This is a genomic window from Cupriavidus basilensis, assembly GCF_008801925.2.
Classification (GTDB): domain Bacteria; phylum Pseudomonadota; class Gammaproteobacteria; order Burkholderiales; family Burkholderiaceae; genus Cupriavidus; species Cupriavidus basilensis.
On sequence record NZ_CP062804.1, the window covers coordinates 2,155,587 to 2,171,319 of the forward strand.

Here is a 15,733-nt window from a genome sequence, read left to right on the forward strand (position 1 = left end):
CGAGGACTCCGCTTCGGCATCTTGATACTTTCAACATGATAGCTGGATTGAAACGCCGCGATGCCGTCCCCGCCGGTGCCGTCTAATCCAGGGCTTCGAGGGCCAGCGCAATGCCCTGCCCGCCCCCGATGCACAGCGTCACGATGCCCCGGCGTAGCCCATGCGCCCGCATCGCGTACAGCAGGCGTGTGGTGAGCACCGCCCCGGTTGCGCCGATGGGATGGCCATGCGCGATCGCGCCGCCCTCCACATTGATGATGTCGAGCGGCAATCCGAGTTCGCCCGCCACGGCCAGGGGCACCGCCGCGAAGGCCTCATTGATCTCTAGCCACTCGACATCGCCCAGCGCCCATTGCGCGCGCTGCAGCGCCTGGCGCACGGCCGGAACGGGCCCAAGGCCAAACAAGCCCGGCTCGACGGCGCCTACGCCATAGGCCACCAGCCGGGCCATCGGTGCCAGCCCAAGGCTCTCGGCCAGCGATCGTTCGGCGACCAGCATGGCGGCCGCGCCGCTGTTGAGCCCCGGTGCATTGCCCGCGGTGATGGTGCCGTCCTTGCGAAACGCCGGACGCAGCTTGCTGAGAATCTCGAAGGTGGTATCCGGCCGGTTCGCTTCATCCACATTGAACGTGGACGTGCCGCCCTTTGCCTTCACGGGCACACCGATGATCTGCTCCACAAAACGGCCTTGCTCCTGCGCGCGGGCAAAACGGCTTTGCGAGCGTTCGGCCCACCGGTCCTGTTCGTCGCGGCCGATCTTGTTACGCGTCACCAGGTCCTCGGTATGCCAGCCGGAGTGCTCGCCCGAGAATGCATCCACCAAGCCATCGCGCAGCATGCTGTCCTGCAGTGCCGCGTCGCCCATGCGGCTGCCCCAGCGGGCGGCAGGCATCAGGTAAGGCGCCTGGTCCATGTTCTCCATGCCACCGGCAATCGCCACGTCGACATGGCCAAGCCAGACTTCATCGGCGGCGCTGGCGATGGCCTGCGCGCCGGACCCGCATACGCGGTTGACCGTCATCGCCGGCAGCGAAACCGGCAGGCCCGCGCCGATGGCCGCCTGCCGGGCGGGATTCATCCTGTTGCCCGCCTGGATCACATTGCCGAACACCACGCTGCCGATGCGCTCCGGATCGACGCCTGAGCGGCGCACCGTCTCGCGGATGACCGCCGCGCCCAGTTCGGTCGCCGGCGTGGCCTTGAGCGAACCGTTATAGGCGCCGATGGCGGTGCGAACGGGGTGGCATAACACAACTTCCCTGGTTTTCATCACAGGCTCCTTGGGGTGGTGGACGAAGCCGGCCGCGCGGCGGCCGGCCATTGCGCTTGCGCATCGCCAGCTGCCGCACCCTGCGGCGCCTTGCAGTAACGGTTGTCGGCGCGGGCGCATCCCACGCCGGAGTCGCGTGGGCGCTCCGTGCCGGCGTGGATGGTTTGGGCCGCCATGGCGGCAAACAGCGTGGCACAGGCCAGCGCGCTAGCTAAACGGGTGTTCATGATCCATCTCCCGGGTGTGGAAGGCCTCAATGCGCATCGGCCGATGGCGCCATGGGCGGCCCCGCCTTGCGCAGCAGCGGCACCATGGCGGTGGCGATGACAAAGCACACCATGATGACCAGGAAGGCATCGCCAAACGTCTGCGTCTGCGCCTCGCGCCAGGTCAGTGCCCACAGTTGCCTGAGCGCGGCGGACTGCGCATCGGCGACGTCGTGCCCCAGCGCGGCCATATTGCTGCCCACTGCCTGCAGCAGCGCGCCCATGGCCTCGTTGCTGTAGTTCAGGTGCTCCGCCAGACGCTGGAAATGCAAGTTGGTGCGGTCGTTCAGGATAGTCGCGCAACTGGCGATGCCGATCGCGCCGCCCAGGTTGCGCATCAGGTTGAACAGCCCGGACGCCAGCTTGAGCCGCTCCGGCGCCAGCGACCCCAACGTGAGCGTGACCGCCGGCGCCACCGAGAACTGCTGCGCCATACCGCGGAACGCCTGCGGCAGCAACAGCTCCTGCGCGCCCCAGTCATGCGTGATGGGCGCGAACTGCCACATCGAGAAGGCAAAGCAGCCCAGCCCGAACATCATCAGCCAGCGCAGGTCCACCCGATTGGCGAAGAAGGCATAGACGGGGATCGACATGACCTGGAACACCCCCGTGGAGAACACCGCCAGCCCGATCTGCAGCGCGCTGAAGCCACGCACGTGGCCCAGGAACAGCGGCGTGAGATAGATGGTGGCGAAGATGCCCACGCCGGTGACGAACGAGAAGAAGCAGCCGAGTGCGAAGTTGCGGTCCTTGAGCGCGCGCAGGTCCACCACCGGATGGGCGTAGGTCAGGCTGCGCCAGACAAAGCCGACGCCCGCCATGCCCGAGATCCAGGCCGTGGTGAGAATCACATCGTCGCCAAACCAGTCCCAGCGCGGGCCTTCTTCCAGCGTGTACTGCAGGCAGCCGAGGAACAGCGCCATCAGCGTCATGCCGAGATAGTCGGCGCCGCGCACCAGCGACCAGTTGGGCTGGTCCACGCGCACCAGCAGCGGCACCGCCACCGCGATGAAGATGCCCGGCACCAGGTTGATGAAGAACAGCCAATGCCAGGAGTAGTTGTCGGTGATCCAGCCACCCACGGTGGGCCCGAGCGTGGGCGCCAGCGAGGCCAGCGCGCCGATGGTGGCCGCGGCAATCACGCGCTGCTTGCCGCCGAAGAAGGCGAAAGCCGTGGTGAACACCAACGGAATCATCGAGCCACCCAGGAAGCCCTGCATGGCGCGAAAGGCGATCATGCTCTGGATGTTCCAGGCGAGGCCGCACAGCAGGCTGGTTAGCGTAAATCCTGCCGCCGAAACGGCAAACAGCCAGCGCGTGGACATCACGCGCGACAGCCAGCCCGACAGCGGAATCACGATGATCTCGGCGATCAGGTAGCTGGTCTGCACCCACACGGTTTCATCGGTGCCCGCCGACAGCCCGCCGCCGATGTCGCGCAGCGAGGCCGAGACGATCTGGATATCCAGCAAGGCGATGAACATGCCCACGCACATGGTGGCGAAGGCCAGCACCTTGGCGCCCGTGCTCATGGAGGCCGCGGAATACGCCGGCGCGGGCGGCTGCGCGGGCTCGGCTGGCTGCGTGGCCTGCCCGGGGCCGGCCAGGACGCTGCTGCTCATGGTTGCACCTGCGCGTCGGCACGGGAATCGACTTGCGCCAGCACCGACAAGCCGGGCCGCAGCATGGCCAGCGCGGCCTCGTTGTCATCCAGCATGATGCGCACCGGCACGCGCTGGACGATCTTGGTGAAGTTGCCGGTGGCGTTCTCCGGGGGCAGCACGCTGAACTGTGCCCCCGTGGCCGGCGCCAGGCTGAGTACGCGGCCGTGGAACACGCGGCCAGGCAACACGTCGGCCTCCACCGTGGCACGCATGCCCGGGCGCAGATGCGCAAGCTGCCCTTCCTTGAAATTCGCATCGACCCACAGGCCGCGTGCCGGCACCACGGACAGTAGCTGCGCGCCGCCCGCGGCGTAGGCGCCCACGCGGGCGCGGCGGTTGCCGATGGTGCCGTCGATGGGCGCGCGCAACTCCGTGTAGCCCAGGTTCAATTTGGCGATATCGCGCTCGGCCACGGCCTGCGCGAGCGCCGCCTGCGCTTGCAGCTTCTGCGTGGCGATCACGTCGATCTGGCGCTGCGCGGCGAGCAGGCTGGCCTGGGCCTTCTGCGTGTTGGCCAGAGCTTGCTTGTAGTCCGAGTCGGCCTTCTGCGAGCTCTGGACCGATACGGCCGATTTGGCCGCCAGGCTCTGGTAACGAGCCTGGTCGTCGCGCGAGCGCTGGGTGTCGGCATTCACCGCGGTGACCGCCGCCCGGGCCTGGCCGATCACGGCTTCCTGCAAGGAGCGGGTGGCATCCAGATTGGCCAGCAACGCCTGCTGGGCGGCCACCGCCCCTTCCGCCTTGGCCAGCGCGGCGCGGTAGTCGCGGTCATCGATGCGGGCCAGCAAGTCGCCGGCGTGCACCTGCTGATTGTCGGTCACCAGCACCTGCGCCAGGTAGCCCGGCACCTTCGGTGCAATCACCGTGACTTCGCCGCCGACATAAGCATCGTCGGTGCTTTGCAGGAAGCGGCCGTGCGTCCACCAGTGCTGGCCATAGGCCGCGGCGCCAAGGCCGGCGGCGATGAGCGCGCCGGTCACGATCAGCCGCTTGCGGCTGATGCGAGGCTTGCTGGTAACGGGGATGGGCGCCGGGCCTGCACGCTCGGCGGTGATATCGCTTGTCATGACGCTTCCTCTGGTTTTCGCTCGAACTTTCGCTGCAGCGCTGTAGCGCTTTCAGATTTGGACCGCTGCTTGCGGGACATCGGGGATGGTGGCCACGCGTGCCCGCGTCGACTTTTCAAGCTTGGCGCGGACGCCTTCGCTGGCGGCCGGGCCGGCCACGACCACGTGATCGGCATCGGTAATGGGATGCCCGGTCTGCGCATCCACCAGGATCGGGACAACGGTGGCGCCGGTCTGGCGGTCCACCAGCAGCACGCTCTCGCCCTCGGGCGAGAAGTGACGGTTACCCCAGGCCAGCAGCGCCAGCATCACCGGGCGGAATTCGCGGCCCCGGTCAGTCAGCAGGTATTCGAAACGCGGCGGCCGCTCGCAGTACTGGCGCCGCGCAAGCAGGCCCTCGCGCACCAGGGTTTCGAGGCGGCGCGCCAGCATGTTGGGCGCGATGCCCAGCTGCTTCTGGAATTCGTCGAAGCGGCTGTTGCCGTAGAACGCCTCGCGCAGGATCAGGATGCTCCACGGCTCACCCACCCGCGCCAGGCTGCGGGCAATGGGACAAGGCGCATTGTCGAGCGGCTTTTTCTGCATGTTCGCGACCTCCGGGAAATCAGGTTGCTATCAAGATGAAAGTTAGTATAGAGTTGTAAATATCATCATGCAAGTAACTTGTTGAAGAAAGCCAGTGGGGCGGCGATCAAGCCGCTTCCTGATTTCGCTGAATCCCTGAATCCCCGAAGGAGATGGACATGCGCCGTACCCCGCCCCGCCCCGGACTCGCGCCTCAAGAGCCGCAGCCGCAGCCGTACCAGCACCTGCGCCGGCACGCGGCGCGGGCCACCGCGCTCGCCGCGGCAGCGCTGACGGCGCTTGGCCTGGCGGCTTGCGCCGCGGTAGGCCCGGACTACAGGGCGCCCGCGATCGACACCGCGGCCAGCTACCCGCATGCCGATGCGCTGGCCGCACGCGCCACGCGCCAGCCTGCGCCTGCGCTGGATACCTGGTGGACGGGATTCGACGATCCCGCGCTTACGCGCATCGTCCAGCGCGCGCTGGACCAGAACCTGGACCTGGCCGCCGCGTTTGCCCGCGTGCAGCAGGCACGGGCCGCCGCCGCCGAGGCCGGTGCGCAACTGCTGCCCCAAGGCAGTTTTTCGGCGCAGGCGGCCAAGGTGCATCAGTCGCTGGAAAGCCCGCTAGGCAAGATCGCGAGCAAGTTCCCTGGCTACGACCGCAATGCCGCGCTATACGATTTGGGCGCGGGGGCGAGCTGGGAGATCGACCTGTTCGGCGGCCTGCGGCGTGGCGCAGAGGCGGCCGACGCCGAGGCGCAGGCCGCGCAGGCCGACCAGCTCGGCGCGCGCATCTCGGTGGCGGCCGAGGCCGCCGATGCCTACTTCCGCGTGCGCGGCGCGCAGCAGCGCATTGCCATTGCGCAGGAGCAGGTGGCGAACAACGGCAAGCTGCTGGACCTGGTGCAATTGCGCTTGCGCGACGGGCTTGCATCGAGCCGCGAGGTAGCCCAGGCGCAAGCGCTGGTGGCGCAGGCGCGCGTCACCATTCCACCGCTGCGCATCGAGCTGCAAACCCAGTTGAACCGGCTCGATGTGCTGATGGGCGCGCAGCCGGGCACCTACGCGGCCGAGCTTGGCCCCCTGCCGAGCGGCGTGGCCGTGCCGGCCATCTCCGTGGCCCAGGGTCCCGCCGACCTGCTGCGCCGCCGCCCCGACGTGATCGCGGCCGAGCGCAGGCTGGCCGCCAGCAGCGCGCGCATCGGCGCGGCCACCGCCGAGTACTACCCCAAGCTGTCCTTGTCCGCGCTGCTCGGCTTTGAGACCCTGAGCGGCGGCAAGCTGTTTTCCGCTGCCGCGTTCCAGCCGGTGGCGGCAGCGGGCTTGCGCTGGCGCCTGTTCGATTTCGGCCGCGTGGATGCCGAGGTGGCGCAGGCCAAAGGCGCCAACGCCGAGGCACTGGTCAACTACCGCAAGGCCATGCTGCGCGCCACCGAAGACGTGGAGAACGCCATCGTCACGCTGACCGAGCTGGAATCGCAAGGCAAGGAGCTGAGCACCGAGATCGACGCCCACGAACGCGCGCGCGGCGCTTCCGAAGATGCGTACAAGGGCGGGGCCGTCAGCCTGTTCGAGGTGTTGGATGAGGAGCGCCAGTTGCTGGCCGCGCGCGACCAGCAGGCCCGCGTGCACGCCGACAACGCGCGCGCCGCGGTGGCGACGTTCCGCGCGCTGGGCGGTGGGTGGTGACCGGATCAGGCCAGATCAGGCCAGGCTTGGCGCGGGAACCCGTTCCCTCAGCAAGGCGGAAACGTCCTCCGACGCGAGCGGCCGGGAGAAAAAATAGCCCTGCCCGAAATCGCAGCCCAGGGCCCGCAGGTGCTCAACGTGCCGCGAGGTCTCCGTGCCCTCGGCCACCACCTCGATGCCAAGGTTGCGCGCCAGGCTCATGATGGTCTGCACGATCTGCAGGCCCTCCTCGCCGCGGTCGAGTTGCGCGATAAAGGAGCGGTCGATCTTCAGGATATCGAGCGGGAACCGGTGCAGGTAGCTCAGCGATGAGTAGCCCGTGCCGAAATCGTCAATGCTGATGCGCACGCCCAGGTCGCGGAGCTGGCCGAGCACGGCAACGGTGCGCTCGGAGTCCACCATGGTGATGCTCTCGGTAATCTCCAGCCGCACCGTTTCCGGCGCGATGCCGGTGTCGGCAAGCACACGGCCCACATGCTGCACGAAGTCGTGCTGGGCAAACTGGCGCGCCGAGACATTGACGCTGACGGTCAGTGCCGGGCTGCGCGGGAACTCCTTGTGCCAGCGCGCCATCGTGGCACAGGCCTCGCGCAGCACCCACATGCCAAGGAACAGGATCATGCCGGTCTCTTCCGCCACGCCAATGAACTCGGCGGGGTAGACCAGTTCCGACTCGGACTTGCGCCAGCGCACCAGTGCCTCCACGCCGACGATGCCCTCGGTCTCCAGCATGACCACCGGTTGGTAATGCAGCACGAATTCGCCGTTGTGCAATGCGCGCCGCAGGCTGGACTCCAGCGCAAGGCGGCTCACGGCCCGCTCGTGCATGGTGGCGTCGTAGATCTCGTAGCGCCCCTTGCCCAGCGTCTTGGCCCGGTACATGGCCAGGTCCGCGTGGCGCAGCATTTCCTCGGCCGATTCGTAGCCAAGCGGGCTGGTGGCAATGCCGATGCTGGCGCTGGCGTAGAGCTGCTCGCCTTCGATCACGAACGGGGTTTCAAGCGCATGCATCAGCCGCTCGGTGATGCGCACCGCCTCGTTCACATCGTCGATGCTGTCGAGCAGGATGGTGAACTCATCGCCACCCATGCGGGCCAGCGTGTCGTCCACGCGCAGGCAATCTCCCAGGCGCACCGCCACCTGCACGATCAGCGCATCGCCCGCGAGGTGGCCGAGGCTGTCGTTGACCAGCTTGAAGCGGTCCAGGTCGATGAAGAGCACCGCAAATGGCTGCTCGCGATGGCGGCTGGCGCGCGCCACGGCGCGCGCCAGCCGGTCCGCGAACAGGGCGCGGTTGGGCAGCCCGGTCAACGGATCGTGGAAAGCATCGTGAATCAGCTGGTCTTCGGCACGCTTGCGCTCGACAACCCGGCCCAACTGGTTGCCGATCTGCGTCATCAGGTGCAGCAGCGTTTCGTCCGGCTCCGCCACGCGGTCCGCGAAGAACTCCAGCACCGCGGTGACTTCGCTGCCCAGCAAGACGGGAAAGGCGAAAGCCGCGTGCAGCCCGGCCCGCTGCGCCGCGCCGGCTCGGGGGAAGTTCGCATCCAGCGCGATATCGCCCACCCAGGCCGGTGCCGAGGCGGCCAGCACCCGCCCGGGCAACCCGACCCCCGCGAGAAACGCCACGGCCTCGGTGCATTGATAAAACTCGTGGAAGCGCTGGCCGCCATCGCCGTCCACGCCGTGCCAGATGGAAGTGGACAGCAGGCGCGGCTGCGCGCAGGCCACATCGGTCAGGTAGGCATGGCCCAGCTGCCAGCCGGTGTAGCGGCACACCATGCGCACGGCAAACTGGAGCGCGTCGGCCACCGAGATGGCCTGGTTGGCCGCGCCCGCCACGGCCTCCAGGAGCTGCAGCTGCTGCTGTTTCTCATAGAGCTCGCGCAGCCCTTTCTCGGCAATGGCCTCGGCCTCCACGCGCGCCTGGCGCTCGCGCTCCAGCCTGCGGCGCAGCTTCAGGTTCTCGGCCTTCGCGGCCTCCAGCAGCGGGTTCGTGTCCATGCGCGCTCAGGCTTGCCTGGGCCCGAGAAAGCCGATGCGGCACACACAGCTTGCATCACCGTCATGCATGCACTCGACATGTTCGAAGCTCAGCGCCTCGCCAAAGTGATCGGCCGCACCTTCCACAAATCCTTGGGCTAGCGCGCACAGGCGCCGGGGCGAGCTGTAGCGCATCAGCAGCGTGCCGTCGGGCTCGTCGCGAAAGCCGAAGGTGGGCACATCGGCGCCCGGATACACCTTGCGGACTTCGGGATGGATGATGTCGTTGACGCTGAGCACGAACGGCCGCGTGGCCGAATGCGCGGCGAAGTAAGCCGGATAGCGGCTGGCCAGCGAGGGCATGGCCTCGCGCCCGAACCAGCGCAGCACATCGAACGGTGCCATGCCGAGCGCCTGTGCGGCCACGCCCACCAGCCGGTGGGCATCTTCGTCCGGGTAGCTGCCAAGCGAGGTATAGGCCCCGCCGAGCCCCGCCTGCTCCAGCAGGTTGTCCCAGGCGTCTTCCCCGTGATGGCGGATCACGACTTCTTCCAGCAGATTGAAGACGATGCCTTTCATGCCCGATTCCCTCTCCCCGTGCTTCTCATGATTCCGATGCTTAGCGTGCTTCCAGGCCACCGCGAGCCGGAATTCTGCGCAGCATTGTGCCCTATCCGGACGGCTGGTGACGTCTCCCACACGCAGCCTGGGGACTTTGCCGGCAGCGCTCGCCGCACCACTGCCGTGCACCCGCACTCGCCGGTGGCATAAGCCGCGCCCAACTGGTGCGCGCCCAATCCGGGCCAAGGCTGTTTTGCGTACAAAAACTGCACATCACGCTTGTATATCAGTCTGGCATACCTCTTGCGTCTAAGGCTGGCATGACTTTCGCCACCCCCTCCATGCCAGTCTTCAGCGATGCCACCGGCCACGTCCGCGGCAGCACTTCCGCCGAGATTGCCGAACGCATCACGCAATCGATCCTGGCCCAGCGCCTGGCGCCCGGCACGCGGCTGGGCGAGCAGGCGCTGGCCGGGCTGTTCAGCGTCAGCCGCACGCTGGTGCGTGAAGCCCTGACCCGGCTGGCGGCGCGCGGCATTGTCACGGTGTCCGCCCGGCGCGGCTGGTTTGTGATCGAGCCCTCGCGCCAGGAGGCCCGGCAGGCGTTTGCCGCCCGTCGCGCGATCGAGCTTGGCTTGCTGCGCTATGCGGCGCCGGTCTCCGCTGCTGCCATCAGCCGGTTGCAGGAGCACGTGGCGCAGGAGCAGCGCGCGCTGAGCGCTGACGACGCCGCCCTGCGCAGCTACCTGCTGGGCGACTTCCATGTGTGCCTGGGCGAATGCGTGGGCAATGTGCTGCTGGCCGACACGCTGCGCGACCTGACGGCGCGCACCACGCTGATTGCCATGCGCTACCAGTCCAGCCACCAGGCCAACGAGTCCTGCGCCGAGCATGTACTGATCGTGGCGGCGCTGGCCGCTGGCGATACCGAGCGCGCCATCGCACTGATGGACGCCCACCTGTGCCATGTCGAGGCGGGCCTGAGCGCCGCCACACCGGCCGACCCGCCCGATCCGCTGCGCCAGGCGCTGAGCCCGCTGGGCCATGCGGCCTGAGCGCGCGGGCAACCGGTAGATAGCAACGACCCGCTTCTTTGATTTCGATTTCGATTCTTTGAATTTCCACCCCAACGGCAAGCTAGCAAGGACCCTTATGAAGCTCTCCAAACTCCTCCTCGGCCTCGGTGCCGCTGCCCTCGCCTTCTCGATGCAAACCGCCGGCGCCGAAGCGCTGGACGATGTGGTCAAGGCCGGCGTGCTCAAGGTCGCGGTGCCGCAGGACTTTCCGCCGTTCGGCTCGGTCAACGCCGAGATGAAGCCCCAGGGGCTGGACATCGACGTGGCCGCGCTGATTGCCAAGAAGATGGGCGTGAAGCTGGAACTGGTGCCCGTGACCAGCACCAACCGCGTGCCCTACCTGCAGACCAGGAAGGTGGACCTGGTGATCTCCAGCATGGGCAAGAACGCCGAGCGCGAGAAGGCCATCGATTTCAGCGAGGCTTACGCACCGTTCTATAACGGCGTGTTTGGCCCTGCCGACCAGAAAGTGACCGGTGCCGCCGAACTGGCCGGCAAGACCATCGGCGTGACGCGCGGCGCGGTGGAAGACCTGGAGCTGACCAAGATCGCCCCGGCGACGGCCACCATCAAGCGCTACGAAGACAACAACGGCACCATCAGCGCGTTCCTGTCCGGCCAGGTGCAACTGGTGGCGACGGGCAACGTGGTGGCAGCCGCCATCCTCGCCAAGAACCCGCCCAAGAAGCCAGAGCCGAAGTTCCTGATCAAGAACTCGCCCTGCTTCATCGGCCTGAACAAGGGCGAGCCCAAGCTGCAAGCCAAGGTCAACGCCATCCTGGCGGAAGTGAAAAAGGACGGCGAGCTCAATGCGATCACGGTGAAGTGGCTGGGCATGCCGCTGCCGGCCACGCTTTGATGCGTTGATGCGTTGATGCCTTGATGCACTGACGGCCCAAGCCACGGGAAGCCGTGCCCGGCGGCCAGCCGCCGCGGCATGGCGTACTGCGCCAGCTCCGCGCTCATGAGCGCCCCAGCCGGGCGCCTCCACCGATCGCTACCGCATGTCCTACCAATTCGATTTCCTTTCAGCCTTTGACTACGCCGGCGTGTTCGCGCACGGCATCAAAGTCACGGCTGAACTCACCGCCATGGGCGGCGTGCTGGGGGTGACCCTCGGCATCGCCTGCGCCTGGGCGCGCACCCAGGGCCCGGCCTGGCTGGCGGCCATCGCCGGCGGCTATGTGGAGCTGATCCGCAATACGCCGTTCCTGATCCAGCTGTTCTTTATTTTCTTCGGCCTGCCCAGCGCGGGCGTGCAACTGGGAGAAATGCAGGCCGCCATCCTGGCCATGGTGATCAACCTTGGCGCCTACAGCGCGGAAATTGTGCGCGCAGGCATCGCAGCGGTGCCGCGCGGCCAGCTTGAAGCGGGTGCCAGCCTGGCGATGTCGCCCTTCCAGGTATTTCGCCACGTGGTGCTGCGCCCCGCCCTGAAAAAGATATGGCCGGCGCTGTCCAGCCAGGTGGTGATCGTCATGCTGGGCTCGGCGGTGTGCTCGCAGATCGCGGTCGAGGACCTGACCTTTGCCGCCAACTTCGTCCAGGGCCGGAATTTCCGCGCGTTCGAGGTCTACCTGCTGACCACCGCCATCTACCTGCTGCTTGCCATCGGGCTGCGCCAGGTGCTGCGCGGCATTGGCGGCATGCTGTTCCGGAGGGCGTCATGACCGATTTTTCAACCTGGGACATCCTGCGCAACCTGCTGATGGCGGTGCGCTGGACCGTGGTGCTGTCGCTGGTGGCCTTTGCCGGCGGTGCCGCCGTCGGGCTGCTGGTGCTGCTGATGCGCATCAGCCGGCGCGCGCCGCTGCGCCGCGCGGCGTGGGCCTTTATCGAAGTGTTCCAGGGCACACCGCTGTTGATGCAGCTGTTCCTGGCCTTCTTCGGCCTGGCGCTGTTCGGCGTGGAGATCCCGGCCTGGCTGGCCGCTGGCCTGGCGTTGTCGCTGTGGTCCGGCGCCTACCTGGCGGAGATCTGGCGCGGCTGCGTCGAGGCCATCCCCAAGGGCCAGTGGGAAGCCGCCGGCTGCCTCTCGCTAGGCCACCTGCAGCAGATGCGCTACGTGATCCTGCCGCAGGCGCTGCGCATTGCCATTGCGCCCACGGTGGGGTTCGTGGTGCAGATCATCAAGGGCACGGCGCTGGCGTCCATCATCGGCTTTGTCGAGCTGTCCAAGGCGGGTACGGTCATCACCAACGCCACCTTCAGCCCCTTTACCGTCTACGCGCTGGTCGCGCTGATCTACTTTGCGCTGTGCTGGCCGCTATCCCGCTACAGCCGTCACCTGGAAAGGAAGCTCAATGTCGCTCATCGCCATTGAAAACGTAAAGAAGCGCTTTGGCGCCAACGAAGTGCTCAAGGGCATCGACCTGAAGGTGGAGGCCGGCGAGGTGATCGCCATCATCGGCAAGAGCGGCTCGGGCAAGAGCACCTTGCTGCGCTGTATCAACGGCCTGGAGAGCATCGACGAAGGCAACATCACCGTGGCAGGCGCCAAGCTCGGCAGCAGCGAGCTGGAGCTGCGCGCGCTGCGGCGCAAGGTCGGCATGATCTTCCAGCAGTTCAACCTGTTCCCGCACCTGAGCGCGGGGCGCAACGTGATGCTCGCGCCCACCGTGGCGGCCGGCGTCAAGGAGCCGGAAGCATTGGCCCGCGCGCGCGAGTGCCTGGCCAAGGTGGCGCTGGGCGAGAAGTTCGACAGCTATCCCGACCAGCTCTCCGGCGGGCAGCAGCAGCGGGTGGCGATTGCGCGCGCGCTGGCCATGCAGCCACGGGCGCTGCTATGCGACGAGATTACCTCGGCGCTGGACCCGGAGCTGGTGGTGGAGGTGCTGAACGTGGTGCGCCAGCTGGCCAGGGAGGGCATGACGCTGCTGATGGTGACGCACGAAATGCGCTTTGCGCGCGAAGTGTGCAATCGGGTGGTGTTCATGCATCAGGGACGCGTGCATGAGATCGGGCCGCCGGAGCAGCTGTTCAGCAATCCGGCTACGCCGGAGCTGCAGCAGTTCCTGGGAATGGCGGCCTGAGCGCATTCGCCGAAGCCGCCGAAGCCGCCGAACGGGCCAAAGCCGCGCGCCATGACGACGGCTGTCTCTCCCGCTCCCACACGTGGGAGCGGGAGAGACAGCAAACCAGGGGACAAAGAATCAGCGTGCCAGCACGCCCCGGATCGTATCCGCCAGGTCCTTCGCCAGGAACTTCGACACGTAAGCATCGGCCCCCACCTTGCGCACGTGGTCTTCGCTGGCCGTCCCGGACAGCGAGGAGTGGATCACCACCGGGATCGACTTGAAGCGCGAGTCCGCCTTGATCTTGCGGGTTAGCGTGAAACCGTCCATCTCGGGCATTTCCAGGTCGGTCAGCACCAGCGCGATCTCGTCCTGCACCGTGCGCCCGTTGGCGGCGGCGTGATCGGCGATCTCGCCCAGTTGCTGCCAGGCTTCCTGGCCGGTCTTGGTCATCAGCACCGGCACGCCCATGGCCTTGAGGCCTTGCTCGATCAGGCTGCGCGCAAAAGCGGAATCGTCGGCAGCCAGGATCTTGGTGCCGGGGCGCAGCTGCAGTTGCGGCCCGACCGTCTTGGGGTCCACTTCCGGCTGGCGGGTCGGCAGCACGTCGCGCAGGATCTGCTCCACGTCCAGCACCTGGACCAGGCGCGGGTTCGCGGGATCGGCCTCGTTATGGAGCTTGGCGATGCTGGTCACCATATCGCCCCGGACGCTGGTCTCGGCCGAGACCACCTGGTTCCACTCCAGGCGCACGATTTCTTCCACGGCTTCCACGGCAAAGCCTTGCGTGGAGCGCGCGTATTCGGTCACCAGCAGGATGTTCAGGCCACTGCGCGGCGTGCATCCCACCATCTTGGGCAGGTCGATCACAGGAATCACCTGGCCGCGGATATCGGCCATGCCGAGCATGGCCGGGCCGCCGCCGACCACGGTGGTGACCTGGGGCATTACCAGGATTTCGCGGACCTTGAAGACGTTGATGCCGAACAGTTCGCTCTGCGCGGACTGGTCCGACTCGCCCAGGCGGAACAACAGCAACTCGAACTGGTTGTTGTTAGTCAGGTTGGTCCGTTCGTCGATGTCTCTCATCGAGCTGCTCATACGCTTCCTTTGTCCCCGCAAGGCGCGGGCTCGCTGCGCGGTGTTGATCGTTTCCCCGGGGCCCGGCATCGCCGCGTGGCTCCAGCGATGCTTGGCGCCGGAGCGGCGCGCTGCAATGACGGGCCACTGCTCCGGCTAACGGCCAATCTTTGGGGAAATTTAGCGGCAACGCGGCAAAGGACTGACGAATTCGCGCCCCACCCTACTAAAGTGCGGAATCAGGCAGGCCGGCGGGGCGGCCGGCGTGCGCCACACCGGACTCCCCGCCGCCACGCTCTTCCACATGCCCGCCAAATCCAAAGCGCATGGCCGAGAGCAGCCGCTCGCCATAGGTGTGATCCTGCCGCGAGCGGAACCGCGCAAACAAGGCGCTGGCCAGCACCGGCACCGACACTGCCTGCTCGACAGCCGCATCGATCGTCCAGCGCCCCTCCCCGCTGTCAGCGACTTCGCCGGAGAAACGCGAGAGCTTGACGTCGCTGGCAAGCGCCTGCGCGGTGAGATCGAGCAGCCACGAGGACACCACGCTGCCGCGCCGCCATACCTCGGCGATATCCGCCAGGTCGAGCTGGAAGCGCTCGGCCTCGGGCAGGCTTTCGGCGGCCTTGGTCTTGAGGATGTCGAAACCCTCGGCATAGGCCTGCATCAGGCCATACTCGATGCCGTTGTGGACCATCTTCACAAAGTGGCCCGCGCCCGCTGGCCCGGCGTGGATGTAGCCGCGCTCGGCGCGGTCGTTCGCGGGGTTGCGCCCCGGCGTGCGCGGGATGTCGCCATAACCTGGCGCCAGCGTATCGAACAGCGGATCGAGCCGGCCTACGACCTCCTGCTTGCCGCCGATCATCAGGCAATAGCCGCGCTCCAGGCCCCAGACCCCGCCCGAGGTGCCCACGTCCACATAATGCAGCTGGCGCGCCGCCAGTTCGCCAGCGCGCCGGATATCGTCCTTGTAGAAGGTGTTGCCGCCGTCGATGATGACGTCGCCAGGCTCGAGCAGGTCCGCCAGCGCGGCGATCATCTGCTCGGTGGTGTCGCCCGCCGGCAACATGACCCAGATCGCGCGCGGGGCGGCCAGCTTGCCGACCAGCGCCTCGATGCTGGTAACGCCGACGGCACCGTCCGCCGTCAGGGCCTGCACCTTGTCTGCGCTGCGGTTGTACACCACCACTTCGTGCTGCGCGCGCAGCAGCCGCCTTGCGATGTTCGCGCCCATGCGCCCGAGTCCTATGATTCCGAGTTGCATATCCGGTCCTCTCACTAAGTCATTGGTGATGAAACTGGTGACGAAACTGGTGGCGAACCCTGCTGCTGCCACGAGGCATTGTCTACCTCTCCGAGCGCACTTGCACAGGCCCCGCCGCCCCGTGAACGTGCCACTTAGCGCACTTCAGCCAGACCTGGCACGCGCTCGGGCGCACTCGGGGGGCTAAATTCCGCAACCCGGATTTACACCAACTAAACAGCCGCTTAAAATTG

General features: G+C 67.1%; 15 protein-coding genes. 6 read left to right on the forward strand and 9 right to left on the reverse strand.

All coding sequences use genetic code 11. The features are described 5' to 3' along the window. Positions 1–82 precede the first annotated feature (82 nt). From F7R26_RS30520 to F7R26_RS30540, 5 genes are read right to left on the reverse strand one after another with little or no spacing between them, the layout of a single operon-like run. Positions 83–1,270: a thiolase family protein gene (locus F7R26_RS30520; protein WP_150988263.1), complete on the reverse strand. Its 1,188-nt coding sequence runs from the start codon at positions 1,268–1,270 to the stop codon at positions 83–85. Continuing rightward, positions 1,270–1,497 carry a hypothetical protein gene (locus F7R26_RS30525; RefSeq protein ID WP_150988266.1) on the reverse strand — a complete coding sequence of 76 codons (228 nt, stop codon included), beginning with the start codon at positions 1,495–1,497 and terminating at the stop codon, positions 1,270–1,272. The genes F7R26_RS30520 and F7R26_RS30525 overlap by 1 nt, the downstream gene beginning before the upstream one ends. 26 nt (positions 1,498–1,523) lie before the next feature. Next, on the reverse strand, positions 1,524–3,158 hold the full coding sequence (locus F7R26_RS30530) for a DHA2 family efflux MFS transporter permease subunit (RefSeq protein WP_416351347.1): 1,635 nt from the start codon (positions 3,156–3,158) through the stop codon (positions 1,524–1,526). Further along, positions 3,155–4,267, reverse strand: a complete 1,113-nt coding sequence (locus F7R26_RS30535) for an HlyD family secretion protein (RefSeq protein ID WP_150988269.1) — start codon at positions 4,265–4,267, stop codon at positions 3,155–3,157. Before F7R26_RS30535 ends, F7R26_RS30530 begins: the two co-directional genes overlap by 4 nt. A 51-nt stretch (positions 4,268–4,318) precedes the next feature. Next, positions 4,319–4,852, reverse strand: coding sequence for a winged helix-turn-helix transcriptional regulator (locus tag F7R26_RS30540; protein ID WP_150988272.1), 534 nt, complete (start codon positions 4,850–4,852; stop codon positions 4,319–4,321). Positions 4,853–5,010: 158 nt separating this feature from the next. Between F7R26_RS30540 and F7R26_RS30545 the strand changes: the two genes are divergently transcribed. Then, positions 5,011–6,522 carry an efflux transporter outer membrane subunit gene (locus F7R26_RS30545; RefSeq protein WP_241754589.1) on the forward strand — a complete coding sequence of 504 codons (1,512 nt, stop codon included), beginning with the start codon at positions 5,011–5,013 and terminating at the stop codon, positions 6,520–6,522. 15 nt (positions 6,523–6,537) lie between these two features. Here F7R26_RS30545 and F7R26_RS30550 read toward each other — a convergent pair whose 3' ends face one another. Both F7R26_RS30550 and F7R26_RS30555 read right to left on the reverse strand, forming a co-directional pair. Further along, positions 6,538–8,526 carry a putative bifunctional diguanylate cyclase/phosphodiesterase gene (locus tag F7R26_RS30550; RefSeq protein ID WP_150988275.1) on the reverse strand — a complete coding sequence of 663 codons (1,989 nt, stop codon included), beginning with the start codon at positions 8,524–8,526 and terminating at the stop codon, positions 6,538–6,540. Between the two features lie 6 nt (positions 8,527–8,532). Next, positions 8,533–9,084: a heme NO-binding domain-containing protein gene (locus F7R26_RS30555; RefSeq protein ID WP_150988278.1), complete on the reverse strand. Its 552-nt coding sequence runs from the start codon at positions 9,082–9,084 to the stop codon at positions 8,533–8,535. A gap of 302 nt (positions 9,085–9,386) precedes the next feature. Here F7R26_RS30555 and F7R26_RS30560 point away from each other — a divergent pair, with 302 nt between their 5' ends. The 5 genes from F7R26_RS30560 to F7R26_RS30580 all read left to right on the forward strand — a co-directional run bounded on the left by F7R26_RS30560 (position 9,387) and on the right by F7R26_RS30580 (position 13,174). Next, on the forward strand, positions 9,387–10,121 hold the full coding sequence (locus F7R26_RS30560) for a GntR family transcriptional regulator (protein ID WP_241754590.1): 735 nt from the start codon (positions 9,387–9,389) through the stop codon (positions 10,119–10,121). A gap of 97 nt (positions 10,122–10,218) precedes the next feature. After that, positions 10,219–11,001 carry a transporter substrate-binding domain-containing protein gene (locus F7R26_RS30565; RefSeq protein ID WP_150988280.1) on the forward strand — a complete coding sequence of 261 codons (783 nt, stop codon included), beginning with the start codon at positions 10,219–10,221 and terminating at the stop codon, positions 10,999–11,001. 145 nt (positions 11,002–11,146) lie between these two features. Next, positions 11,147–11,812 (forward strand): amino acid ABC transporter permease, encoded by a 666-nt coding sequence (locus F7R26_RS30570; protein ID WP_150988283.1) that lies wholly within the window; start codon positions 11,147–11,149, stop codon positions 11,810–11,812. Next, entirely contained in the window at positions 11,809–12,465 is a 657-nt protein-coding gene (locus F7R26_RS30575) for an amino acid ABC transporter permease (RefSeq protein ID WP_150988286.1), read from the forward strand. Before F7R26_RS30570 ends, F7R26_RS30575 begins: the two co-directional genes overlap by 4 nt. Further along, positions 12,446–13,174 (forward strand): amino acid ABC transporter ATP-binding protein, encoded by a 729-nt coding sequence (locus F7R26_RS30580; RefSeq protein ID WP_150988289.1) that lies wholly within the window; start codon positions 12,446–12,448, stop codon positions 13,172–13,174. Before F7R26_RS30575 ends, F7R26_RS30580 begins: the two co-directional genes overlap by 20 nt. A 120-nt stretch (positions 13,175–13,294) precedes the next feature. On the opposite strand, the gene F7R26_RS30585 is transcribed toward F7R26_RS30580, so the two are convergent. Continuing rightward, complete coding sequence (locus tag F7R26_RS30585; protein WP_150988292.1) at positions 13,295–14,257, reverse strand: chemotaxis protein; 963 nt, start codon at positions 14,255–14,257, stop codon at positions 13,295–13,297. Between the two features lie 205 nt (positions 14,258–14,462). Then, entirely contained in the window at positions 14,463–15,500 is a 1,038-nt protein-coding gene (gnd, locus tag F7R26_RS30590; RefSeq protein ID WP_150988294.1) for a phosphogluconate dehydrogenase (NAD(+)-dependent, decarboxylating), read from the reverse strand. Positions 15,501–15,733 lie beyond the last annotated feature (233 nt).

Bases quoted from the DNA above. Each gene is read 5' to 3' on its own strand.
- F7R26_RS30520 (WP_150988263.1), bottom strand. From the start codon at position 1,270: ATGAAAACCAGGGAAGTTGTGTTATGCCACCCCGTTCGCACCGCCATC.
- F7R26_RS30525 (WP_150988266.1), bottom strand. From the start codon at position 1,497: ATGAACACCCGTTTAGCTAGCGCGCTGGCCTGTGCCACGCTGTTTGCC.
- F7R26_RS30530 (WP_416351347.1), bottom strand. From the start codon at position 3,158: ATGAGCAGCAGCGTCCTGGCCGGCCCCGGGCAGGCCACGCAGCCAGCC.
- F7R26_RS30535 (WP_150988269.1), bottom strand. From the start codon at position 4,267: ATGACAAGCGATATCACCGCCGAGCGTGCAGGCCCGGCGCCCATCCCC.
- F7R26_RS30540 (WP_150988272.1), bottom strand. From the start codon at position 4,852: ATGCAGAAAAAGCCGCTCGACAATGCGCCTTGTCCCATTGCCCGCAGC.
- F7R26_RS30545 (WP_241754589.1), top strand. From the start codon at position 5,011: ATGCGCCGTACCCCGCCCCGCCCCGGACTCGCGCCTCAAGAGCCGCAG.
- F7R26_RS30550 (WP_150988275.1), bottom strand. From the start codon at position 8,526: ATGGACACGAACCCGCTGCTGGAGGCCGCGAAGGCCGAGAACCTGAAG.
- F7R26_RS30555 (WP_150988278.1), bottom strand. From the start codon at position 9,084: ATGAAAGGCATCGTCTTCAATCTGCTGGAAGAAGTCGTGATCCGCCAT.
- F7R26_RS30560 (WP_241754590.1), top strand. From the start codon at position 9,387: ATGACTTTCGCCACCCCCTCCATGCCAGTCTTCAGCGATGCCACCGGC.
- F7R26_RS30565 (WP_150988280.1), top strand. From the start codon at position 10,219: ATGAAGCTCTCCAAACTCCTCCTCGGCCTCGGTGCCGCTGCCCTCGCC.
- F7R26_RS30570 (WP_150988283.1), top strand. From the start codon at position 11,147: ATGTCCTACCAATTCGATTTCCTTTCAGCCTTTGACTACGCCGGCGTG.
- F7R26_RS30575 (WP_150988286.1), top strand. From the start codon at position 11,809: ATGACCGATTTTTCAACCTGGGACATCCTGCGCAACCTGCTGATGGCG.
- F7R26_RS30580 (WP_150988289.1), top strand. From the start codon at position 12,446: ATGTCGCTCATCGCCATTGAAAACGTAAAGAAGCGCTTTGGCGCCAAC.
- F7R26_RS30585 (WP_150988292.1), bottom strand. From the start codon at position 14,257: ATGAGCAGCTCGATGAGAGACATCGACGAACGGACCAACCTGACTAAC.
- gnd (WP_150988294.1), bottom strand. From the start codon at position 15,500: ATGCAACTCGGAATCATAGGACTCGGGCGCATGGGCGCGAACATCGCA.